Below are 23,686 nucleotides of genomic sequence, written 5' to 3' on the forward strand. Positions count from 1 at the left end.
CCGCATCCACCTCAAGTTCATCGACCAGCACGTCCCATTCTGAAAGGACCATCATGAGAGCCAAATTCGAAGGCGCATTCCACTCCGGCGCCGGTATTGCATTCGATGCCTCGAACACCATGGACGGCGGATACGCCGAAGCCACCCCGGAAGCCCAGCAAGGCGCGGCACGGGTCGTCATGGCCCACGACAGTTCAGCGCACGACATTCTCGAAATGCTCGGCATTGCCCAACCACGGCCAGCTATACCAGGTGATGCCTGATGTCATGGTTCAAGGTCGACGACCAGCTCGCGTTCAACGCGAAGATCGTCGCGGCAGGCAACGAAGCCATGGGTCTGTGGGTACGGGCCGGATCCTGGTCAGCAGCTCAGCTCACTAACGGTTTCATCCCCGAACATATGGCAATTGCTATGGCAAATAGCATGGCAAACGCTATGGCAAACGGTATGGCAAACGGTATGGCAAAACCATGCGGTGCCGATGCGCTCGTTATGGCGGGGCTATGGGATGAGGTTGACGGCGGTTACCAGTTCCATGACTGGGCAGAGTTCCAGCCAAGTGCCGAAGCGGAGAAGGAAAAGCGCAAAGCACGGTCCCTCGCAGGTCAGAAGGGTGCAGCCGCTCGCTGGAATGGCAAAACCGATGGCAAACGCCATAGCAAATCGCATGGCAAACCTATGGCAAACGAATGCGATCTCGATGCCCCGACCCGACCCGACCCGACCCCTACTACACCTAAAGGTGTAGAGAGTGGGCACGCTCAAGCGAAGCCCGAGGCGAGGAAGAAACCGAAACGCCCAATCCCCGACGACTGGGCACCAACCGACAAGCACATCACCTATGCAGACGACCGTGACATCGACGTCGACCGTGAAGCGGAAACGTACCGGGCTCACGCCGAAGCAAACGACCGTCGCCTCGTCGACTGGGATGCGGGGTTCCGGCAGTGGCTGACGAACGCGAAACCACGCAGCACCGGGCGACCATCGGAGCGGGACTCACCCCGCACATTCGGACAGATGAAACACGACAACAATCTCGCGCTCTGGGCTCAGATCCAGGCTGAGGAGGAAGGGAACGAAGAATGGCCAAGACAGCTCGGAGCCTAGCCGCGACACTGTTGCGCTACATCGCCGGCCACGATGGTCGCGAGTTCACAGCGGACGAGATCACCGCATGGGCATTCCAGGTCAGTGAGAACCCGACGATTACGGAAGCCGAGTGGCGCAACGCCATCGAACGCTACTACTCGGTGGAAGGTGTCCGGAACGCTAGGCCGGGTGACGTTCTCGCCGCTGCCAAGAGGCTCCGCGATCGGCGTATCGGCTTGAACCGTGTGCAGCTCGAATCGAACCCGCAGCACGTGCCGTGCCCACCGGAGCTCCGCTACCAGGCAAGGCGGGCATCGTGATTGCCGTCCTGGTGGCCGCCATCGTCACAGGATGCGTCACAGCGGTCGCTCCGGCAGTGATCCCACACATTGAGTCATGGGTGACTCGCAAACGCCTCCACGAGGCACACAGGAACACGACGAAAGAGGAAGCATGAACGCACTACCCGGAAACCCACACCATTACGAAGCGCACATGGACGCGCCGAACGGTTACTACCAGGTCGCACAGGCCACCCTCGCCCTCGCATTCGAGCAGCGCACAGCGAACATCATCGCCATGGCCGCGCAGTGCACTGCGAACGGACGCAAGGAACTCGGCCATCCGTTCATCGAAGAAGCCGGCGAACGCCTCGGATTCGGGGCCGAATCATGACCAATTGGGAACTACCACCAGCCGTGCCGCACAACCCGACATGCGGGGCGTGCCACGGAGAGATTGAACACGACGGCGACACGTACCGGTGCAACCAATGCAAACTCATATTCGACCCTCACGACCTCACCGCCGAGTTTGCAGACGAGGAAGACGAAGTATGCGGGGCCGACTGCGACAACGAATTCCACGGCTGGAACCGAATCAATATCGGCTACACCTACGACTGCACGACGTGCATTCTGCCGGAGGGCCATCAGGACGATCACTACACCAATTGCAGGCCAAGGAAGGTAGCGCCATGACCATCGCCAGAGACTTCGCGTACCTCGCCCAATCGCTACGCCGCAGCATGTGGCGACAATCAGGCCGATTCCACCGAACCCGCCTACTCGCCACCGGCCAATACATCAAAACCAGCAGAAGGACACGATGATGACTGACGTGAACGAATGGTTGAAGGAACGCCGACGCATCCATGACGCAGCCACAGAAGGGCCGTGGGAGTGGCAGTCGCAGTCGATGCCTGCGATGAACGGTGCAGCGTGGAATCTTAGACGGGCCGATGCGCCAGGAATCAAGATGAGCGTTAGCGAGTACCAGCACGGCCCCGGCAACGCTGACGCAATCGTGGATGCGCATAACAATCTCCCAGCCCTGCTGACGGCCGTAGAGAAGGTGCTCGAACTGCACGAACCGATCAACGGATTAGTAGGCGACCCGAGCCACTGGGAATGCAACGTGTGCGGGGACGAGCGTGGCCCGAAGCCATACCCGTGCCCGACTGTCCGCGCAATCGAAGGAGCAACCAAATGAGTGACCATCCCCAACGTCGGAGAGCACAGAACTACAGAAGTCGAATACGATGACTCCAACGACCAACTACGGACGCCGACAATAGAAATGGAGCCGCGAGTAGTGCCGAAGTACACGCTACGCGACGAACCACACGCAGCACTTTCAAAGCAAGAAGAAGGCGGGTGGCAAGGCGTAATCAATCGCCCACTCAAGCTGAGCGCGAGACGCGCAGTGTGGAAATGCGACCACCGCCACCGGGCGGAAGCCGAAGCCCTAATTTGCGCGCAGAGAGAATGGGAGTCTGGGCGATGACTGAAGACCAGGACGGAATCAAATGACGAACCCGTGGGACAACTTCTGGCCCAACTTCATCGGCAGCGCACTCGTTGCAGCCGTCTCGATAATCACAATTCTGATAGCCAATCACCACCAGACAAAGCTCAAGAAGATCGACCGCAGTAAAGACGAACTCGAGATCGCGGCGAACGCCATACGGCAAGTGCGTACATCAGTCACCAGTGCCATGACAGCACTCGACGCACTAGATGACAACTCAGCCACAGCAAAAACATACGGCGACCAGGCGACCCCACTCGGGCTCAAGCAGATCGATTCGATGCGCGAAGCTCGAGAGGCGGCAGAACCCCTTCTCGTTCAAATCTCGTTCACGAACCCCCACGACAAAATACGAACCGACGCAGCACTCCTGGAATCGGCGCTCAGCGATGCAATCGAATCCTTTAGTGATGCCATTAACTCCCAGTTGCACCCTGATAAGAAGCGAGAGGCGAACAAAGCTCTCGAATCCACGAAGACACAGGCGCAGAGCTTTCTCACGCTCGTGCACAAAAAATACTGGTAAAAACCGAAGGCGAAAGGACAGAATTATGATTGACCAGCATGAACGCCTACGCGGCCACCGCATCCGCACCACGCTCAAACGCGTCCCCGGCATCCTCAGCGACCTCGAGCCCACACCCAAACGGGGGAGCGGGGCAGGATCATCCGAACCGAAGCTGCCCATCTCGGAAACCGTCCTCGAAGCCGGGGACGTCCTCCGATCCGTCCTCGTGTCATGGGCACGAACCACCATGGAAGAACGCCACGTCCCACCGCCCGCCGAGGACACAATCCCCGCGCTCGTCGCCTACCTCATCTACCACTCCGAATGGCTCGGACGGCACCCGGCAGGCGACGAAGCAGAAGACGAGATCGCCGACGCCGTGGCGAACCTCGAACGGCTCACCGACAACTCCGGCACAACCATTTTCGCCGGACACTGCCCCGAATGCGGGCAAGCCGTCTACGCCAAAGACGGACGAACCGCGGCAACATGCACAGCACGCAACGAACACGACGAATCCTGCAGCACCATCGTCGACGTCGAAGCCGGCAGGCTCGAACTACTCACCCGAGCAACCGACATGCACGCATCCGCCGTCGACATAGCAGCCATCCTCCCCGTCCCCGCCAGCACCATCCGCCAATGGGGGCGACGTGGGCACCTCGGCGGCTACTGCGACACCACCACCAAAGAGACGAGGTGGCACATCGGATCAGTCCTCAACCGACTCGACCAAACAGTGACAAACGCGGCCTAATCCAATTGACAAGTCAACCGAAAACTGTCACACTGGAATGGACAGGTGAAGTGTCTCCACTTCCACCACGAAGCCCCGCGACCACACGGTCCGGGGCTTCCGTCATCCCACAAACCGCGTCCCGCCCAACCCGGACGGCCACCCGACAACGGCGGGACGCACACAACCACAACGGCCCACACGGCCACAAACGTTTCCAGACGGACCGGGAGTCCGGAGCGAAACGGAGGTGAGCCATGGCACGACGTGTGTACACCGACGAACAGCGCGAAGAAGCGTTACGACTATACGAAACCGACGGGCCAAGCGCAGCATCCAAAGCCACCGGGATCTCCAAGGGGACGATCTCAGGCTGGGCCAAGAGTGCAGGCGTCCGAACGTCCGGAACCCAAAACGTGCGTGAGGCCAACGAGGCGCAGTCGGAGAACTTCAAAGCGCGGCGCAATCGGATCATCGGTGACCTGTACGGGCTCGCTGAGGACACGGTGAACCTACTCAAGGAGCCGTCGCAATATCAGACGATCCTCAAGGGCGCGATGGGCGTCGAGGGTCCGGAGATGCCCGGTTTCATCCCGGCGCAGGACAAGCAGCGCGAGATTACTGCCGTGGGCATCATGCTCGACAAGGCACTCACGCTCGAGTCGCACGACGCCAGTACTGAGGAGCACACAGCCGTCGATGCGTGGCTCGCTCATGTCATGGGTGATGTGTGATGGACGTACAGCCACTGACCGGCAAGAGCTTGCAGGTGTTGCGTAACCCATCACCCTCCATTGAGGCATACGAGGGCGCGGTGCGCTCCGGTAAGACCATCACGAGCATCCTCGACTGGCTCCGCTTCATCCGCAACGGCCCACCCGGCGCTCTCGCCATGTGTGGACGCACCGAACGCACCGTCATCAACAACATGGTTCTGCCGATGCAGGAAATGCTCGGACGGTCCCGCGTGAAGATCAAGTACGGGACAGGCACCGTCATCATCCTGGGCCGTGAGATCCACCTGTACGGCGCGAACAACGAGCAAGCCCGAACAAAGATCCAGGGCCTGACACTCGCCGGCGCTCTCGTCGATGAAGCTGGCACACTGCCCGAGTCGTTCATTCAGATGCTCTACTCACGCCTGTCCATCCCCGGCGCGAAACTCTGGCTCACCGCGAACCCCGAAGGCCCGCAGCACTGGCTCAAGGTCAAATGGTTAGACAAAGCCCGCCTGTGGATCGACAAGCACGGCGTCGAACACTGGAACGACGACCCCAACGCACTCGACCTCCACCGCTACACGTTCGTACTCGACGACAACCCATCACTGCCACCGGCCTACGTGGAGCGCATCAAGCGTTCCTACACCGGCATGTGGCGGCTACGGTTCGTCGAGGCCGAATGGGTAGTCGCAGAGGGTGCTGTGTACTCATCCTGGGACCAGACAAAACACGTCATTCCCCACGCCAACCTGCCCCGCCTACGCCGCATCTTCATGGTCGGCATGGACGTCGGCACCACGAACCCATCATCCGCGATCGCGCTCGGCCTCGGCGAAGACGACAAGCTCTATGCCGTCGACGAGTACCGCACCGAGGGTGGTCTCACTGACTCGCGCATCTCGGTCGAGTTCCGGGCATGGCTCGCCACGCTCCCAATGGCCCCCGAGTGGATCGCCATCGACCCGGCAGCCGCATCGTTCAAAGTCCAGGTCGCGAACGACGGCATCATGAACGTCATGAACGCCGACAACGATGTGCTGTACGGGATCCGCACGGTCGCATCGTTGCTCGAAGACGGCCACCTGTTCATCTCCGACCGCTGCCAGGGACTCATCAAGGAGATCCCCGGTTACGCCTGGTCGCCAAAGGCCACCGAGAAGGGCCTCGATCAGCCGATCAAGGCGAACGACCACAGTTGTGACGCTCTGCGCTACAGTCTCGCGTCATCGGAAACCCTGTGGCGCCCATACGTTGACACATCGATAGGGGGATGAGTCATTAGCGACTTCACCGCGGCACTGCACGACAACCCGCACCCGAAGCCCGTCCGCAAGCCTCCGCAGCCCACGATCATCGACTGCATCCTCGATGCGCTCGGCCTCCTGCGCAAGTCTCGTCAGCTCACCCAGTCCGACTGCAAACTCGTCGCGTGAGGAGGTCATAATGCCACTGCCAACAATCGGCACCACATGGCCACCCGCAGACCAGGGCATCATCTTCTCCAAGATGCGCGAATGGCAAGCATGGTGGGCAGGCGACACCGACACTCTCCGCGAGGTCTACACCAGCGGGCAGGCCACACGCCCGAGCATGCAGAAGGACGGCCTGATTGGTGCCGTCAAACGATTCTTCTGGGGCCGGCAGAACACGGACCTACGCCGCCAGGAAGCACGCCTACACATTCCCCTCGCCGGTGACATTTGCCAAGCATCCGCGGACCTCCTGTTCGCCGAACCGATCACCGTCACCAACGACAAGAGCGACGAAGCACAGGAACGCCTCGACAGCATCCTCGACGAAGGCTTCCACTCCACGGTCGCCACGTCAGCCGAGATCGGGGCGGCACTCGGTGGCACGTTCCTCCGCGTCGTCTGGGACTCCACACTGTCGGACACCCCGTTCATTGACGTCGTGGATGCTGACTATGCGGCACCTGAGTTCCGGTGGGGTCGACTGACTGCAGTCACGTTCTACTTCATCGTCGGCACTGAGGGGCAGGCCGTGTTCCGGCATGCTGAACGTCACGAGCTCGACGCAACCGGCAACGGTGTCGTTTACCACGGACTGTACAAAGGCACATCGTCCGAACTCGGGCGCCTCCACCCGCTCACGGATCATGCCGCGACTGAGGGCATCACGGTCGACGCTGAGGGCAAGATCGACACCGGTTCGCCTGGTCTCGCTGCCGTGTACGTCCCCAATGTCACCCCGTCACGTGGCTGGCGGAAGCACCCGGTGGGCCGCAACCTTGGCCGGTCGGATCTCGACGGCGTGGAGGGCCTCCTCGACTCCCTCGATGAAACCTACTCGTCATGGATGCGCGACATTCGATTGGGTAAAGCCCGCATCCTCGCTGGCCGTACCGCGCTCGAGGACAACGGCCTCGGTAACGGGGCGACGTTCGACCTTGACCGTGAAGTCTACGAAGCCGTTAACGTGCCGCCCGGATCCGCGAAGGACTCCGGCCTCGACATTGAGACTGTACAGTTCGCCATCCGGTTCGAGGAACATCAGCAGACGGCGCAGGAACTCACCCGCAACATTCTCCGTTCCGCAGGGTACAGTCCGCAGACGTTCGGAGAGCAGGGCGAGATCGCAACCACTGCCACTGAGGTTTCGGCACGCGACCGACGCACCACCCTCACAAAGGGGCGGAAGGAACGGCACTGGAAGCGCGGCATTCGGCAGATCCTGCAGAAGCTCGTCGACGTCGACCAGGTGCTGTTCAACGGCCCCGGTGGAACGATCGCAGTCGAGTTCCCCGACGGGCAGCAGGACTCGCAGTTGCAGCTCGCGCAGACGGCGCAAGCGTTGGCGACAGCTCAGGCGGCATCGACTCGCACTCTCGTCCAGATGGTCCACCCTGATTGGGATGAGACCGCAGTGGATGAGGAGGTCGGGCGCATCAAGTCCGGCTCGTCTATGTCGGATCCCGATCGAGTTGGTTATGGCGGCTTCGGCCTGTCCGACCAGTTCGAGCAGGACGACGAGAACGACGAGGACAACCCGTCGTTTCCGACTGGATCTGTAGGCTCCTGACATGGCCATCTCACCCGACTTCGCACGCGAGCTCGTCCAGGGCATCCGCGACGTCTACGAGACCGCCACCACGAAACTGATCCAAACCATCGCCCGCGAAGTCGCACGAGGAGCACAAGGAACCACCGGGGCAGACCAACGCCTCGAAGCGTTCACACTCCTCATGGCCCAAGTCGACATCATCATCGACGAACTACGCCGAGACGTTCCCGGCGCCGTCGAGAAGGCCATCGCATTCGCATACCGGCGCGGCTCATCAGTCGCCACCGTCGATGCGAAAGACGCAGGCGTACCGAACGCCATGGGCGGCGCGGTCGCATCCGTCGGACGGACAGACGCCATCACAAGGCTGCTCTCCGATGCGATGCGACCCCACGAGGAAGCGGTCTTCCACATTCGGCGCCGCGTGCAAGACATGTTCGACCGTGCCGTCACTGCCGCTGTTGCCCAACTCCTCACCGGTGTGGGCACACGGCAGGAAGCCGCCCGTGACGCTGTGCTGGACCTTATGCGCAGCGGCATCCTCACCTTCACCGACAAATCGGGACGCAAATGGGATCTCGCATCCTATGTGGAGATGGCGACCCGAACGTCGGCAGGTAACGCCATGGTCGAAGGGCACACGGATCGTCTCGTCGATTTGGGTCAGGATCTCGTGATCGTGTCGAACGCGCCGGAGGAGTGCAAGATCTGTCGCCCGTTCGAGGGTGAAGTCCTCTCGATCAGTGGCGACACTCGAGGCAAGCTCTCCGATGGGAAGACGGTCATGACGTCCGTCGCGGACGCGAAACGCGAAGGACTACTCCACCCCAACTGCCGACACTCACTCAACATTTACATTCCCGGCATCACCGAAGCACCCACCCGCACCGCAGACCCGGAAGGCGACAAACTCCGGCAACGGCAACGCGCCTATGAACGTCGTGTCCGTGACTGGAAACGCCGTGTCGCGATGGACGAGTCAACACTGGGCAAGGACCACCCGCAGACCCGCAAGGACCGTAAGCATTTGCGTGGTGTGCAGGCCGAGTTCAAGGCATGGCGGGATGCGAACAGTCGCAAGAACCTGCCACGGCGGACGAACATCACCGCCCGTTAGTTGCGCGCACCCCGGGTTCCGCGAATTCTAGGGCCAGACGGTCGCTGAAACACTCATGTTCGGCGATGTTGGATACGCATATACCGAACACCCAGAAGGGCGTCCCAGGTGGGCGCCCTTTGTTGTACCACTTGGAGGAAGACATGGAAGCGAAGCGATATCGCAAGAAGCCCGTCGAGGTCGAGGCGATGAACTGGGACGGCTCTGCAGGCAATGCGATTCCGATCATTCAGTGGATGCACGACAACGACGCGAACTGCTCCTATGACTGCGCCACCGAACCGTGCTCCGGCGACGAAGGTGGGCACAACATCACCATCAGCACGCTCGAGGGCTACATGACGGCCAAGGCGGGCGACTACATCATCAAAGGCGTGCAAGGCGAGTTCTACCCCTGCAAGCCCGAAATCTTCCATGCAACCTACGAGGAGGCCTGACCATGAAGCACACCAACAAGGCCGCGGCCCCGCTCGCTCGCCGCGCATCATTCCAGAACCCGCTCGCATTCCCCGGCCTCCGCTTCATGGCGGACGGGGGAGACGGCAGCGCAGTCGGTGCCGGTAGTGCACCAGCCGGCGAAGCAGGAGACGGGCAGGACGGCGACAACAGCACGCCCAGCACCAACGATGCAGGCGATGCCACGAACGACGGCCAGGACGCCGACGACGAGCAGGGCAAGCCATCCCAGGCAGACGACCCGAAGCTCGCCGCCGCCCGCGATGAGGCATACCAGAACCGTGTCAAGGCACGCGAAGCCAAGGAAGCCGCAGACGCGACAGCCGCCGAGAAGGACGCACTGATCCAGCAGCTCGGTAAAGCCCTCGGCCTCATCAAGGACGACGACAAAGGCGACGGACCCGACGCGGAAGCGTTGACGAAGCAGATCGCCGACGAGCAGGCCAAGGCCACCGAAGCCGCACGCGAGCTTGCCGTGTACAAAGCCGCAGCCACCAACGGCGCGGACCCCACAAAACTCCTCGACTCCCGATCTTTCCTCGCATCCATCAAGGACGTGGACCACGGAGACGAGAAAGCCATCGGCGCCGCCATCAAGGCCGCAGTCGACGCAAACAAGAGTTTCGCATCTGCCCGGGCGGCGGGCGCGTCAACCGCAGACACCGCCAGCGGGCCTGGTGGAGGAAGCACCCCGAAAGCCGAGGTATCGCTCGAAGATGCCCTGGCAAGCCATTACAACGCTTAAGGAGCGATCATGCCCGTAACACTTTCTCAGGCCCGTCAGAACGCGACGGACGCCATCGACCTCGCCGTAATCGACGAGTTCCGCACCAACCAGATCCTCGACCTCCTGCAGTTCCAGGACGTCGTGAACCCCGCAGGCGGAGGTGGAACCCTCACTTACACCTACACCCGCAAAGTCTCGCGTGGCACTGCCGGATTCCGTGCACTCAATACTGAGTACGCGCCCGACGAGTCGACCACCTCGCGCCACAGCGTGGACCTCAAGCCCCTCGGCGGCTCGTTCCAGGTCGATCGCATCCTCGCCGGTGTCGGTCCGGCCGCTACCGGTTCGATCGCACTCAACATGAGCGACAAGATCGCATCTGCGCAGGCCGAGTTCGGCAATGCCGTCATCAATGGCGACTCAGCGACTGATGAGGACTCGTTCGATGGCCTGTCCAAAGCTCTCGCTGGTTCTTCGACTGAGGTCGACGGGTCCGCGGCTGAGTACGACTGGACCGGCGCGGTGAACGAGGACAAGAGCTTCCTGATTCTCGAAGCTCTCGACGACCTGCTCGGCAACCTCGACAACGAACAGGGCGCGGCGATCATTGCGAACAAGCGTGCGATCAACAAGATCAAGTCCGCCGCTCGCCGCTCGTCCATGTACGTGCAGGCACCCGGCCCTCGCGGCACGACCCTCACCAGCTACGGACCCGTCCGACTCATCGAGGCAGGCAACACCGCAAACGGCAACGATCAGGTCATCCCCATCGACGGCACAACCGGGGCAACCGACATCTACGCCGTGCGCTTCGCACTCGACGGCTTCCACGGTGTCTCCACCATGGGCGGCCAGCTCGTCAAGCAGTGGCAGCCCGACTTCACATCTGCCGGTGCCGTGAAGACCGGCGAAGTGGAAATGGGCCCGGTCAGCGTGGCCCTCAAAAAGACCAAGGCCGCCGTGGTTGCTCGCGGCGTCCGCGTCTGATCGGAGGTACACCATGTCCTACACAATCATGTCCCCCGTAAAGGGGTACACCGGCAATGCCGAGTTCGGTAGCGGCCCGATCGCGTTCAACGACGGTGAAGCCACCGTGGACGACCTGCACTCCGGTGTTAGGGCGTACATGGACAAGCATGGCTACACCGTCGAGGAGCACGCCGCGGGACCGTTCGATCCATCCGCGCATTCGGTGAAGGAGGTTCGCGCCCACATCGACGGTTTGGATGATTCCGACCCGGAGAAGCGGGACGCGGAAATCCTGCGCGTCGTCGAAGCGGAGCAGGCAGGCAAGGCGCGAAAGAGTGTCCTAGACATTCTCGACGCCGACCCTGCAGGCGACAAGGACGGAGACCAGAGTGGAGGTGATGACGATGCCAGTGGATCCGAGAACGATCACTGACCAGCACATCGGCACACCACTGCGTGATGGTGCTGTGGATCCTCGCCCAGGCGACTTCCTCGGCCCCACCAACGCCGGCGAAGAAGGCGAACTGGGCAACCCGCACGGCCCCACGGTCGTCAACCCCGGACTGCACGCCCTGCAAGACGTGCGCCCAATCCTCGCCGGTCCAGTCTCCGACGATCCTGCAACCCAGGACGCAGCCGAAGACGCACACCTCGCCGAATGGCAGGCGCAGACCGTGCCACCCGAACCGGAGCCAGACCCCGAAGTCTGACCTCCTGAACTGCTCGGCAGGACGTCAACCCGGAGCGCAGAGCCACATCACACCATCCGGCAAGGTCCGGTCGCGGGGGTTTATCGCGCACCTTCTACCCCGTGCAATGACCGTTCCTGCGTCCTGCCGACACATCATCATGCGAGGAGAGCCCCATGCCTGTCTACGCTGAACCATCCGACCTCACGAATGCACCAGACAACGCGATCTCACAGATCCGCCTCGCATCCTCCCTCGTCGACGATGCCACGCTCACCGCGTTCTACACCGTCGACGCTGAGGGCATGCCCATCAACGAAGACATTAGGGCACGGTTCAAAGCTGCAGTCGTGGCCCAGGTCAGCTACTGGGCCGAGCTCGGCATCAACCCCGCATTGGGCGTTGCCGGGATCACCTCGGAACGTGTAGCGACGTCGAAGTCCATCGCCGGTGCATCAATCTCGTATGAGTCGGGTGAACGGTCGTCGCTTGAGAAGTCGAACGCCTTGACGGTGCTCGGTCCCGAAGCGATCGCCGTGCTCGGCTACCTGGTGCGCGGCCCGGTGATTGTCCGTGGCTGACGAACTCGAACTGTTTTGGGTCCACAAAACGACCGTCCGCACCTACGAAGGGTCCGGGCCATTCGGTGAAACGTATGCCGCACCGGTGGACGTGCCTTGCTTCATCGACTCCACCCGGAAACTGGTCAGGGACCAGACCGGGCGGGAAGTCGTCGCAGAGGCCACCATCCAAGGACCGGTCACGCACGCCGCGAAGTTCACACCCGAATCATTGGCCACCATCAACGGTGCCGAACGCACCGTGCTCACGGTCGCCACTCACTACAGCGGGTCACTCGGCCTGCCTGACCACTTCGAGGTCACAACCACATAGGGGGCGAGCATGGGTGCGAAGTTCAAAGGCAAAAGCCCGATCAAGTCCATTCGTGCCGCTCAGCTCAAAGGTGCCGACCTTGCGGCCGAGTACCTGCTGGGGGAGTCGAACTCGATCGTCCCCATCGAGGAAGCCACGCTCGAGCGGTCTGGTGCCGCATCGACGCAGCAGTCCTCGAAGGGCACGACCCTCGCCGTCTCATATGACACTCCCTACGCTGTCCGACAGCACGAGGAGGTCACGTGGAATCACGACGCGGGACGTAAAGCGAAGTACCTCGAAGCCACTTTCAACTCCAAGAACGGTAAGGCGCTGCAGGTCATCGCCGACACCGTGAAAGGAGCCATCAAGTGAGCTACCACGAGAACCTGTTCAACGGTCTCGCCGAAACCCTCACCGACGTCGACGCGGAGATGAAGCTCGGGATACTCCCGCAGGCCGGGAACGCCATCGCGATCAACTTCTACAGCGTGCAGGACCACGGCACCATGACCGACACCATCCAAGGCGTGCAGCTCGCAATCCGGGCAGAGTCCCGCGACTCACGCGCCACCCCTGCACTGTCGGAAGCCGTGTTCGAGCGCCTCCACGGCATCACCGGCACCACCTGGCACGGCGTGCCCATCGTCCACTGTTATCGCAACTCGTCCGCCTACCTCGGGCCAGATGACAGCGGGAACCACAAGATCACCGACAACTACTATGTCCAGCTCTCCCGGGCTGGACTTCATCGCACTGACACATAAGGAGAAACCCATGTCCGAAACATTCGAACTCCCCATGACCCCCGGACTCGTGTCCGACTACAAGCTCGAAGTGGCCGAGTTCACCGAGAGTGCAACTACTCCATCCGCTGTCACTGCCTGGACCGTCGTCCGCGGCATCCAGGAAATCACCCCGCCCGCCGTCGAAAAGAACCTCGAGGACGACTCGGACATTGACAGCGGCGCATGGGGCTCGCAGCTCGGCACTGGCCTCGAATACACCATCGAGGGCACCGCCAAGCGCCCGCAGGCAGGCTCCGTGGATCCCGGCCAGGAGATCCTCAAGAAAGCGGGCAAGGGAGCCGGCCAGGCCGGAATGGTCTGGTGGAAGCTCACCTCCAAGCTGACCGGAGAAGGCGAAATGGGTCTGTGCGACTCGACCTTCACCGAGCAGGGCGGCGCACGTACCGACCTCAAGCTCGCCGAGTTCACCCTCACCGGGCGCGGCGCAATCGTCGACGTCGGGGTCGCGACTGAGGACTGGGCAGCGACGACCGCCTACGACCAGGGGGATCGCGTAAATCTGTCGGGCAGCGAGGTACTCATCGCGCTCAACGGCGGCATGTCGGACGCGGAAGAGCCGACGGCACCCACGTCGATCGGCGAGGTCGTTGTCGATGCAGACATTGCGTGGAAGCGCACCGCCTGATCGTAACCCCCCTGATCCATCCCGGTCTGACGGTTCCAAGTGGCGGCAGGCCGGGATGCTCCACCCTTACCCACACTTGGACCACTTGGACACTTGGAGGTCACATCATGCGTTTCACAGACGCCACAGAAGCACTCGAAGAACCCCTCGTCCTGCCACTGCGCGGGGCAAACAAGAAGCTCAAGGACTACAAGATCGAACCCGTCGACGCGGCGGACGGAATCAAGCTGCAGGAACTCATGACCGACATTCAAGCCTTGGCTCGCAGACAGCAGGCAGGGCAGGAAGTCACCGAAGCCGACGCCGCGAAGCTAGGCGACAAGGACAGCCTCGCCGAGCTCGAAGAAAAGAGCCTCGGCAGGGAAGTTCGCGATCAGATGATCCGGGATGGCGTGAAGCTCCGATCCATCCAAGTTGCCGGTATGACCGCGTTCTACTGGCAGACCCTGCAAGACGAGGGCGCTACCGCTGAGGCGTATTGGAAATCGGGGGGAAAAGCACCCAAGCCAAATCGGGCCCAGCGCCGAACGGCGACCCGGACCCAACAGGGCGCGGCCACTACGACGAAGAAACGGGCCTCAGCGACTGGTACGAAGCCGAAGGCAGGCGCGTCCAAAACGAAGGCTTGACGTGGGCGGCGATCCTCCTGCAATGGAAACTCATCGAACCTGACCTCCACCAGTTCTACGGCATCGACGTTCGGGACGGGACCATGCGGTCGCGTTCCTGGCGCTGGCTGAAACTGCGCATCGAGGGCTTGTTCGGTGTTGAGCATTCGCGGCTACGGCTTCACTTCTACCCACCAAAGAAATCCCGGAAGGGGTGAGCTATGGCTTTGAATGTCGGCGAGCTTGTCGCCACAATGTCACTGGAAGACGGCAAGTTCGCTGCCGGTCTCAAGTCAGCCATGGATGGGCTCGACGCGAAGCAGTGGGCGACCGCCGCCGACCGCGCAGGAGACGCAGCATCGAACGCACTCGAACTCGATGACTCCAAGTTCGCGCAGGATGCCCAGATCGCGGCGGACCAGCTCACGATTCAAGAGTTCCGTGCCGCCGCGACTGGCGCATCTGACGCGGCCAGTAACGCACTGACCCTCGACGACGCTAAATTCGCCGCCGATGCCAGTGCCGCAGCCGACGAGATCAACCCCTCCGAGTTCGGTGCCGCAGCGAAGAAGGCATCGATGTCGGCCACGATGTCGCTCAACCTCGACGGGTCGAAGTTCGCCGCTGACGCAGACCAGGCCGCCGACGAGATCGCACCCTCGAAGTTCAAAGCCTCAGCATCGCAGGCCAGCAGTGCCGCATCATCCGCACTCGGCCTCGATGACTCCAAGTTCGCCGGGCACGCGAAGGAAGCCCTCGGCAACCTGAAAAAGGGCGAATGGAACGCCGCGGGCTTGGCCGCTGGTACAGCCGCAGCCGCAGGCATCGGCCTCGGCTTCGCTGGTGCTGTCAACGTCGAGGCAGGGCGCAACAAAGTCTCAGCCCAGCTCAACCTCACAGCCACCGAATCAAAGCGAGTCGGCAAGCTCGCCGGGTCCATGTTCGCCGACGGATATGGCGAAGACATTGGATCCGTCAATGACGCATTCGTAGCCGTCATCGGTGGCGTCAAGGGTATGCGTAACGCCTCCGACTCGGAGCTGCAGGCCGCGACGGGCGCTGTCCTCGACTTCGCCGACACATTCGAGCAGGATGTCTCCCGGTCCGCGCAGGTCGCCGGCCAAATGATTACCACCGGGTTCGCACCCGACGTGGAGACCGCGATGGACATGCTCACCACGTCCATGCAGAAGGTTCCCGCCGCCGTTCGTGACGACCTGGTGGATGCGGTCGACGAGTACGGCCCATTCTTCCAGCAGGTCGGCATCGACGGCGAGACCGCCATGGCCGCGCTCGTGTCCGCCTCCGACAAGGGCATGTACGGCATCGACAAGGCCGGCGACGCCGTGAAGGAATTCGGGATCAAGGTCTCGGACCTCGACGACACTGCCGCCCAGGAAGCCCTCGGCAAACTCGGCATCAACGGTAAGTCAGCAGCGACCGCCATGACCGAAGGCGGCACCGCTGCTGAGGGCATGTCGGAGAAGATCTTCACCGCCCTGTCGGGCATCGAGGATCCAGCCGAGCAGGCACGCCTCTCAATGGCACTGTTCGGCACACCCCTGGAAGACCTCGGCAAGGACGGGATCCCGGAGTTCATTGACTCCCTCGCCGGTGGCGGGGACGGTCTTGGCGACTTCGCTGGCGCATCGTCTGAGGCAGGCGAGAAGCTTCGCACCGGTGTTGGTTCCGAACTCGAGCAACTCAAGCGCACCGGTGGGCAAGCATTCGCAAGTCTCGCAGCCGCGGCACTGCCTGTCCTGCAGCCGATCCTCAACATGCTCACGAAGTTCGCGCCCGTCATTGCACCCATCATTGTTGCGCTCGGCGGGTTCGCTCTCGCCGTCGCTGGCGTCAATGGGGCGATGAAAGCATGGACGGCTGTCACAACTGCGCACAAGGCTGTCATGGCTGTCCTCACGGGCACGACGACGGCGAACACTGCCGCCACGACCGTGAACAACGGGGCAACGAACGCGGGTCTACTCGCCCGAGGTCGCGCTACCGCGGCCCTGGTGGCGCAGAAGATCGCCATGGTCGCCACATCAGCGGCCACGAGGGTCGCTGCCGCTACTCAGTGGTTGCTCAACGCGGCTATGTCGGCGAACCCGATCGGGCTCATCATCATTGCCATTGCCGCACTCGTGGCGGGCCTCATCTGGTTCTTCACCCAGACGGAACTCGGTAAAGCCATCTGGCAGGGCTTCATCACATGGCTCGGTACGGCCTGGGAGTGGATCAAGACCACAGCCGTATTCGTCTTCCAGACTACCGTCGCCGCGATCGTTGCCGCCTGGGAATGGGTCAAGACCACCTCTGTCGCTATCTGGAACGGGTTCATTTCCTGGATCGTGGGCCTGTGGAACGGCATCATCGGTACGGCCAACGCAATCTTCACCGGCATCGGTACAGCGATCATCGCGGCGTGGAACTGGATCAAGTCCACTACGGCCAACGTCTGGAACGCGGTCCTGAACTGGATCAAGGGCGTCTGGACCAAAATCAGCACCGCTGTCACGAACGCCGGCACGAAGGTCGGCACCTTCATCGGCAAAACGTGGAACAAGATCAAGTCCACAACGTCGAGCATCTGGAACGGCATAAAGAACGTCATATCGAGGGTGTTCTCGAACATCTGGAACACGGCAGTCAACAAGGCCGCGCAGATCTACAACAAGGTTCGCAATACCTGGAACCGAGTGAAGAGCGCGACCTCGAACGCCTTCAATGGCGTAAAGAATGCCGTGGCGAACGGTATCAACGGGGCCGTGAGCTTTGTCGCCGGACTGCCAGGGCGGGCGCTGTCCGCCCTGGGCAACATTGGTTCCAAGCTCTACAACTCGGGCTGGTCTATGATCCAGGGATTCAAGGACGGCATCGTGTCCGCGTTCAACAATGCAGTCAACGCAGTCCAGAACGGCATGAACCGTATCCGTAATTTCTTCCCGTTCTCACCGGCGAAGGAAGGCCCGTTCTCGGGTAGCGGGTACACGGACAGGTCGGGCGCGAAACTCGTCCAGGACTTCGCGAAGGGCATGCAGGCATCCGAGGCCGACGTCGTGAGGCAGGCCGAGGCAATCACGAAGGCTGCATCGTTCGATATGCCCAACGTCGGCGCACAGTCCGCGGGCCGACTCAACGGTCCCGGATCGTCGGGGGCACAGGATGCATCAGCGCCAAGCATCCAGTTCGTCACCTACAACCCCGTTGCCGAACCGACCAGCGAAACAGCCCGCAAGGCATCCGCCTACATCGGCGTAAGCATCTGAGAGGAGATCCATGTACACGATCGACGGAGTTCCCCTCTCGGATCCTTACCGCAGGTGGACAGTGCATCGGGAGACTCAACGCCGCACGCCGGTCGCGTTCCGTTCTGTGGACGTGAACGTGCCCGGTGGCGACGGCAACATTCCCATCTTCGGGGAGAACATTGAGGCGACCGCGCTGGCGTTGGAGCTCAACGTGTACGGGCGGACCCCGGACCAGATCGAGGAGCGGGTGAATTTCCTGCGCTCGCTCCTCGGTCGCACCACTGGGCCGCTCGAAGTGGCACGAAGAGATGGGAAGGTGGCAGCGGCGAAACCCGCCGCGATCTCCGACCCGGTGAGGACGGACGTGTACGCACGACTCTCGATCACCCTGTCGATCCCTGCCGGCGTGTGGCGAGGGCCGGAATCAACATGGACGCACCCTTCTCCGCTCACCACTGGGCCGCAAGCTGCGACCTCGTTCGATGGGGCTAGCAGGCCCATCACGGACAGCCTCATCCTCATCACTGGACCGGCGACTACGCCGACCGTCACTGATACTGCCACCGGCTCGACTGTTCGATATACGGGTGCGGTCCCGGCAGGGCAGAAGCTCCTCGTCGACTGCGCCGAATGGCGAGCCGCTCTCGGCTCCTCCGTGTCTTGGGGCTCGACGGCCTCGACCGCCACCGCAGGCATTGTCTCGACCGGTCCACGCTCCGATACGACACTATTCCCACTTACACCGATACCTGGGCTCAACGGGGACGGTGATCCCACCACGGCCCCATCCCTCCGGTTCGCGGCCACGAGCACCGACGCGGCCACCGCGCTGCAAATACGTGCCCGAACTTCACACTTGTAGGAGAACACCTTGGACTTCCGCTTCGTCGCATATGACCCCCAGACCGGCGCTAAGCTCTACCAATTGCCGAGGGCAAACTCCGTCAACATTGGCGACACGTTTGGCACACGCGGAACTCTCGAACTCACCTACTCAGCCAAAGCGGTCAATGCCCGCGACCTGCCCACCTTCCTCGAAGTGCAAGCAGAAGTCACATTCGATGTTGGCCAGAATTGGGCGCCAATCGGTCCGTCGATGCTCCGTCTGTCCGGATCCCACGAGGACACCGACCAGGCGGGGATGCGCACACTCCAATTCGTGGGCCGCGAATGGCTTCTCACCAAAGCCCGCGTTGGCAACGGCGACCTAGAGCTCATCGACGGCAAACGACCCTTCTATCAGGCCAGCCCCGGCCAGATCCTCCGCACCCTGATCCTTGAGGCTCAGGACCGTGGAGCAGCCGACGGCATCGTAATCGGGAACTTCGATACAGCGAAAGACTCGGCAGGCATTTCATGGTCGAAGGTTGCGACCATCTACTACAGCCCCGGCCTGCCGATCTCGTCCGTGCTTGAGAACCTCGTCGAACAGGGCATGTGCGACTACCGTATGGACGGACGCACCCTCAACCTGTACGACCCCGAGACGAGAATGGCCCGCGACCTCACCGACAGGACGAACCCCGTCCGCGTCCACGGCGCTGTCACCGAAGCACCGGTGAAATACACGCTCGAAGATCTGGCGAACTCGGCACTACTCATGGGTGACGATGGCTTCGAGCTCGAGGTCGACAACCCGACCGCACCCGACAACTATGGTCGGCTTGAGGTCACCATTGAGCAGGGTGGAGTGTCTGACAACGGCACCGCCCGCGTCATGGTCGACGAAGCTCTGCACCGTGGTTCGCGTGAAATCCGGGAGATCACTCGCTCACAATCCGCCGCGGGCGCCGCATTCCTCCCGTACCGGGACTACCGCGTCGGTGACTATGTGCAGGTTCACACTGGGGGAGCGTGGGAACGCTACCGGGTGCGCGAACTGCAGCTCGCACGAGATGGCCAGGAATGGACCATCCACACCGTCATCAATGATCGCCTGCAGGAGCTCCTCCTCAAGCTCGCCAAGCGCACCTCCGGCATCGTCAACGGCACCACCGGATCGGGAGGGGACGGCACACGCCCCACCCAGCCCGAGAAGCCCGGTATAGAACCGGCAGCGCCCGAAGGTCTCGTCATCGATCAGCAGGTGTACCTCGACCGGCAGGGCATTGCCCGCGGCCAGATCACTGCAGGCTGGGGAGCCGTCACCGACTCCACCAAGGGGCAAGCTGTCGAAATTGGCGGCTACGAACTTTGGTGGCGCAGGAACGAGACTCAAGCTGTATGGGCTCGCGTGGCTGTCACTGATGGCCCAATCACCGTGTCACATTCGCCGGTCGTCCTAACCGACACATTCGGTATTGCCATGGAGTACCAGTGGCGTGTGCGTGCGATCGCGGAAGCTTCGGCGCGTCCAGGCCCGTTCTCGGACATTGTGACGTTGACGATGATGCAGGACACGGTGCCACCGAATGTTCCATCACTGCCGAACGTGGAAACCGAACTGCGGATCGTGACCGTTACCGTCGATGGGCTCGACGAGTTCGGCGAAGCCATGCCCGTCGACTTCAACCACAACCGCATTTACTTCGCCTTCGCGGAGGACATGGCCGGCGCCGAGCAGGCCGGCACGCTCACACAACCTGGATCATGGAACTCGGGAAGCATGGCACCCGACGTTCCTGTGTGGGTTGCCGTGTCGGCTGTCGACCATGTGGGCAATGAGTCCGCCATGACCCCGGCTCAGGCGGTGACGCCGCGGAAGCTCGTCGACGATGAGTCGATCCGCGGCGAGCTCAGCACTATCGACGACAAAATCGACGATGCTGTGGCGGATCTGAACCAAACCATCGACGATATAGTCATCGACGCCGACGGCACGAAGAACTTCTACCGCGACACCATACCTACCGACACTGAGTCGTCGGAGGGTGACCTGTGGTTCGACAGCTCGGACAAGAACACGCCGTACATCTATCAGGATGGCGCGTGGATCACGGTTGCATCGTCGTTCGCGAGTCCCGGTGCGGGCGAGTCGCTGTCCACCATTGGTGACGGGGTAAGCCTCTCGAAGGCCGTAACCTCTGATGCTGAGTTCGCCAAGGACGCAACGAGAAACGCCCGCTGGACCTACGGCGGGGCGGTCGCTACTGGTGACATGACGTTCGCTATTCCTGCCGTGGGTGGGGTTGATGCCTCGACCTTCGACATGACATTCGACGGGACCGAGGCAACGAAGGTCGGCCTCAGCCTTGTCGCCGACACCACTCTCTACATTCACTCGCCGGGCGGAACGCCGGTCGTGGAGTCGATCCTCCTCGTGGGTGGCGGGGCTATTTCCACCCCCCTCGCGGTCGCCTATGCTGCCACGGTCGAGGCAGGGACGGGTGGGTTTACGGGCGCGACACATCACGTCGCGGATCTCGGCACGACAGCGCGAGGCATCCTCGGGCAGTACCTCGCGCTGGGGGTCGCCGAGCAGATTGCTTTCGGCATCCGGGTGACACTCCCTTACGCTTCCGGTGCCTGGGTCGAGATTTCTGATTTGACTGTCACTCAGGCAGTGACGGCCAACGGCATTGGCGACAAGGCGATCACGACTGACAAGATCGCAGTCGGTGCTATCACCGCCGAGTCGGGAATCATCGGCTCGATCAACGCGGGTACGATTATTTTCGGCGAGATGGACGGTGCAAGGATCAAGGCGAGGTCCATCTACGGCGACAAACTCCTGATTGGTGGGGACCGGAACATGGTCCCCAACGGCGACCTCTCGCTCGGTAGCGCAGAGGGCTGGCCGGAATCTCCGACGTATCGAACAAGCAATGGCCCACCCTCGAATACCCCCGGCGTTCCGAACGTCTTTTACAGTGCCGGCGTGGGCACCGTCTCATGGTCAGGCTGGGGCAGCTACCCCATCCAGTCGGGTGACACCCTAGTCTTCGAGTGCTGGGTGAAGAACGATAAGGCGAACTCAGTCATGTTCGTGGAGATCCGCGATCAGGACGGAGCGCACCTATCCACCGCAAGCGGAACCACGTGGCAGGCAGTTGAAGGTGGGGCAGGCGGTGCGTCATACCCGATCAGCAGGTGGACTGTGCCTACAACCTGGACGAAGGTTATCTCCACCCTCAAGGTAGGCGGAACAGGCACGCGAGAAGCCAAGTTTGCATCCGTGTATTTCAACCATTCAGCGGGCGCGACGCGAGACGCCACGCCTTACCTGGCCGGTGTCAAGCTCTACAAGCGGGTCGGCGCCACCCTCATCGAGGACGGCGCAATCACCACCGGCAAGATCCTCGCTCAAGCCATTACCGCGGGAAAGATCGCAGCTCTCGCGATTGAGGCTGACCATATCAGTGCGAATGCGATCACGGCGGACAAGATCCGTGGTGGCGCGATCGACGGCAAGCTGATTACTGGTGCCCGGATCCGCACCGCGGCATCGGGCGCTCGCGTGGAGTTGACCACGGAGGGCTTGAAGGCGTACAGGTCCGACAATGCTGTCGTGTTCACTACGGACACGAGCGACGGGTCGGTCGAAATGTTCGGCAACCTCATGCAGACCAGGGGCGGAACCACCATCGAAGTCGGCTACGACTACCTGGGCGGACCTGGCATCCAGTGGTCGGACTCGCATATATATGCCTTCCCGCCTGGAATCAGGTACGGCGAGCGTGCGGGGTCCGCTGGGACCATGGAAACACTAGTCCAGGGGCCAGGAGTATCTGGGGGAAACTCCTTCCTTAACCTCACCGAGGAAGGCAAGGGTTTCAACCTGGAAGCGTGGCAAGCCAGCGGAGACAATCGCTGGGGAGTCATTGCCGACGTGCCGGGTAACCTCATGAGGGTCGGATCGCTACTCAATGATGCGCCATACATGTATTTCAATCGCGGCTCCGGAACTACCGGGCAGGCATGGATCGGCTACAAGCATCCGACCAATGGCGGATATGCGTCAATGTCATTGCAGGATCGTGACATATTCCTGGGTGCGTTTGATTCGACTGGGGCTGTGGTGTCTCGACTGTGGGGTAATACTTCTGACACCACGCTGACTGCCGGAAGTCGCACCCTATTTCTGCGCGGGCACGGCGTGAGTATCGTCTCGTCGGAGAAGGTCTACATGCCGGGGATTCGGTCGAGTTCGAGCGCAGTCTCCATTGGCCGCGACGGAGACGTTGTTCTCATGTCGTCGGCACGGAAGTACAAGCTGATCGAAGAACCCATCGAATCCACGGTGGAGTCCTTCGAAGACAAGTTGCTGTCCGTGGAAGCGAAGACATGGGTCGACCGAAGCCGGGCAGAAATGATCGCTGATCACCAGACCGCAATCGCCAATGGCGAGACTCCCGACGATCTCACGGAAGGTATGGGTGGACTTGAGAGAATCCCTGGCGTTGTAGCAGAAGACATGATCGAGGCCGGACTCGACTTATTCGTCCAGTTCGACGATGGCGAACCAGAAGCCGTCATGTACGACCGCATCGGCCCTGCCCTCATTCCTATCATCCGGCGTCTGCGTGACCGCGTGGACGCTCTCGAAACGAAACTTGGAGAAACAGCATGAACCCCGAACAGTCACCCGAAGTCACCGTCCTCGTCGAATACGCCAACGAGAACCTGCAGTTGAAGATCGAGAACGCACGTCTTCGAGCCGAACTGCAGAAGCGCGAGAACGGCCAACCCGCAGAAGAATCCGCACCCACCGCAGGATAAGGGAGGAAGCATGTC

The 23,686-nt window shown here is 61.7% G+C and carries 26 protein-coding genes; all 26 read left to right on the forward strand.

All coding sequences use genetic code 11. From position 1 onward, the window contains the following. The first annotated feature begins 53 nt into the window (after nt 1-53). The 26 genes from FO013_RS21145 (at nt 54) to FO013_RS22555 (ending at nt 23,671) form a co-directional block, all read left to right on the forward strand. Nucleotides 54-263, forward strand: coding sequence for a hypothetical protein (locus FO013_RS21145; RefSeq protein ID WP_143924537.1), 210 nt, complete (start codon nt 54-56; stop codon nt 261-263). Beyond that, nucleotides 263-1,111 carry a hypothetical protein gene (locus FO013_RS21150; protein WP_143924538.1) on the forward strand — a complete coding sequence of 283 codons (849 nt, stop codon included), beginning with the start codon at nt 263-265 and terminating at the stop codon, nt 1,109-1,111. Before FO013_RS21145 ends, FO013_RS21150 begins: the two co-directional genes overlap by 1 nt. Further along, on the forward strand, nt 1,087-1,413 hold the full coding sequence (locus FO013_RS21155; protein WP_143924539.1) for a hypothetical protein: 327 nt from the start codon (nt 1,087-1,089) through the stop codon (nt 1,411-1,413). Before FO013_RS21150 ends, FO013_RS21155 begins: the two co-directional genes overlap by 25 nt. Before the next feature lie 133 nt (nt 1,414-1,546). After that, nucleotides 1,547-1,768 (forward strand): hypothetical protein, encoded by a 222-nt coding sequence (locus FO013_RS21160; protein WP_143924540.1) that lies wholly within the window; start codon nt 1,547-1,549, stop codon nt 1,766-1,768. A 432-nt stretch (nt 1,769-2,200) separates the two neighbouring features. Then, a complete protein-coding gene (locus FO013_RS21165; protein WP_143924541.1) occupies nt 2,201-2,584 on the forward strand; it encodes a hypothetical protein in 384 nt (127 codons plus the stop codon). Nucleotides 2,585-2,900: 316 nt separating this feature from the next. Next, complete coding sequence (locus FO013_RS21170; RefSeq protein ID WP_143924542.1) at nt 2,901-3,428, forward strand: hypothetical protein; 528 nt, start codon at nt 2,901-2,903, stop codon at nt 3,426-3,428. 25 nt (nt 3,429-3,453) lie between these two features. Beyond that, on the forward strand, nt 3,454-4,167 hold the full coding sequence (locus tag FO013_RS21175; RefSeq protein WP_143924543.1) for a hypothetical protein: 714 nt from the start codon (nt 3,454-3,456) through the stop codon (nt 4,165-4,167). 236 nt (nt 4,168-4,403) lie between these two features. Further along, nucleotides 4,404-4,880 carry a hypothetical protein gene (locus tag FO013_RS21180; RefSeq protein ID WP_143924544.1) on the forward strand — a complete coding sequence of 159 codons (477 nt, stop codon included), beginning with the start codon at nt 4,404-4,406 and terminating at the stop codon, nt 4,878-4,880. After that, nucleotides 4,880-6,142 (forward strand): PBSX family phage terminase large subunit, encoded by a 1,263-nt coding sequence (locus FO013_RS21185; RefSeq protein WP_143924545.1) that lies wholly within the window; start codon nt 4,880-4,882, stop codon nt 6,140-6,142. The genes FO013_RS21180 and FO013_RS21185 overlap by 1 nt, the downstream gene beginning before the upstream one ends. Before the next feature lie 169 nt (nt 6,143-6,311). Further along, nucleotides 6,312-7,907 (forward strand): phage portal protein, encoded by a 1,596-nt coding sequence (locus FO013_RS21190; RefSeq protein WP_186293257.1) that lies wholly within the window; start codon nt 6,312-6,314, stop codon nt 7,905-7,907. 1 nt (nt 7,908) lies between these two features. Further along, entirely contained in the window at nt 7,909-9,006 is a 1,098-nt protein-coding gene (locus FO013_RS21195; protein WP_143924547.1) for a phage minor capsid protein, read from the forward strand. 143 nt (nt 9,007-9,149) lie between these two features. Beyond that, nucleotides 9,150-9,443 (forward strand): hypothetical protein, encoded by a 294-nt coding sequence (locus FO013_RS21200; RefSeq protein WP_143924548.1) that lies wholly within the window; start codon nt 9,150-9,152, stop codon nt 9,441-9,443. Between the two features lie 2 nt (nt 9,444-9,445). Further along, nucleotides 9,446-10,207, forward strand: coding sequence for a hypothetical protein (locus FO013_RS21205; RefSeq protein WP_143924549.1), 762 nt, complete (start codon nt 9,446-9,448; stop codon nt 10,205-10,207). A gap of 9 nt (nt 10,208-10,216) precedes the next feature. After that, complete coding sequence (locus tag FO013_RS21210) at nt 10,217-11,176, forward strand: major capsid protein (RefSeq protein WP_143924550.1); 960 nt, start codon at nt 10,217-10,219, stop codon at nt 11,174-11,176. Between the two features lie 13 nt (nt 11,177-11,189). Then, on the forward strand, nt 11,190-11,591 hold the full coding sequence (locus tag FO013_RS21215; RefSeq protein WP_143924551.1) for a hypothetical protein: 402 nt from the start codon (nt 11,190-11,192) through the stop codon (nt 11,589-11,591). Further along, nucleotides 11,557-11,868 (forward strand): hypothetical protein, encoded by a 312-nt coding sequence (locus tag FO013_RS21220; protein ID WP_143924552.1) that lies wholly within the window; start codon nt 11,557-11,559, stop codon nt 11,866-11,868. The genes FO013_RS21215 and FO013_RS21220 overlap by 35 nt, the downstream gene beginning before the upstream one ends. A gap of 155 nt (nt 11,869-12,023) precedes the next feature. After that, nucleotides 12,024-12,428: a head-tail connector protein gene (locus tag FO013_RS21225; protein WP_143924553.1), complete on the forward strand. Its 405-nt coding sequence runs from the start codon at nt 12,024-12,026 to the stop codon at nt 12,426-12,428. After that, nucleotides 12,421-12,741, forward strand: a complete 321-nt coding sequence (locus FO013_RS21230) for a hypothetical protein (protein ID WP_143924554.1) — start codon at nt 12,421-12,423, stop codon at nt 12,739-12,741. The genes FO013_RS21225 and FO013_RS21230 overlap by 8 nt, the downstream gene beginning before the upstream one ends. 9 nt (nt 12,742-12,750) lie before the next feature. Further along, nucleotides 12,751-13,095, forward strand: coding sequence for a hypothetical protein (locus FO013_RS21235; RefSeq protein WP_260848318.1), 345 nt, complete (start codon nt 12,751-12,753; stop codon nt 13,093-13,095). Then, nucleotides 13,092-13,487: a minor capsid protein gene (locus tag FO013_RS21240; protein ID WP_143924555.1), complete on the forward strand. Its 396-nt coding sequence runs from the start codon at nt 13,092-13,094 to the stop codon at nt 13,485-13,487. Before FO013_RS21235 ends, FO013_RS21240 begins: the two co-directional genes overlap by 4 nt. Before the next feature lie 10 nt (nt 13,488-13,497). After that, nucleotides 13,498-14,154 (forward strand): phage tail tube protein, encoded by a 657-nt coding sequence (locus FO013_RS21245; protein WP_143924556.1) that lies wholly within the window; start codon nt 13,498-13,500, stop codon nt 14,152-14,154. Nucleotides 14,155-14,261: 107 nt separating this feature from the next. Then, nucleotides 14,262-14,783: a DUF7426 family protein gene (locus FO013_RS21250; RefSeq protein WP_143924557.1), complete on the forward strand. Its 522-nt coding sequence runs from the start codon at nt 14,262-14,264 to the stop codon at nt 14,781-14,783. 200 nt (nt 14,784-14,983) lie between these two features. Beyond that, the gene (locus FO013_RS21260; protein WP_143924559.1) at nt 14,984-18,031 is read left to right on the forward strand and encodes a phage tail tape measure protein; all 3,048 of its coding nucleotides are present in this window, start codon (nt 14,984-14,986) and stop codon (nt 18,029-18,031) included. A gap of 10 nt (nt 18,032-18,041) precedes the next feature. Next, entirely contained in the window at nt 18,042-18,875 is an 834-nt protein-coding gene (locus tag FO013_RS21265) for a hypothetical protein (protein ID WP_143924560.1), read from the forward strand. Between the two features lie 9 nt (nt 18,876-18,884). Continuing rightward, entirely contained in the window at nt 18,885-23,522 is a 4,638-nt protein-coding gene (locus FO013_RS21270) for a phage tail protein (protein WP_143924561.1), read from the forward strand. Then, complete coding sequence (locus tag FO013_RS22555) at nt 23,519-23,671, forward strand: hypothetical protein (protein WP_186293258.1); 153 nt, start codon at nt 23,519-23,521, stop codon at nt 23,669-23,671. The genes FO013_RS21270 and FO013_RS22555 overlap by 4 nt, the downstream gene beginning before the upstream one ends. Nucleotides 23,672-23,686 lie beyond the last annotated feature (15 nt).

The organism is Brevibacterium aurantiacum (assembly GCF_007558825.1).
Taxonomy (GTDB): domain Bacteria; phylum Actinomycetota; class Actinomycetes; order Actinomycetales; family Brevibacteriaceae; genus Brevibacterium; species Brevibacterium aurantiacum_A.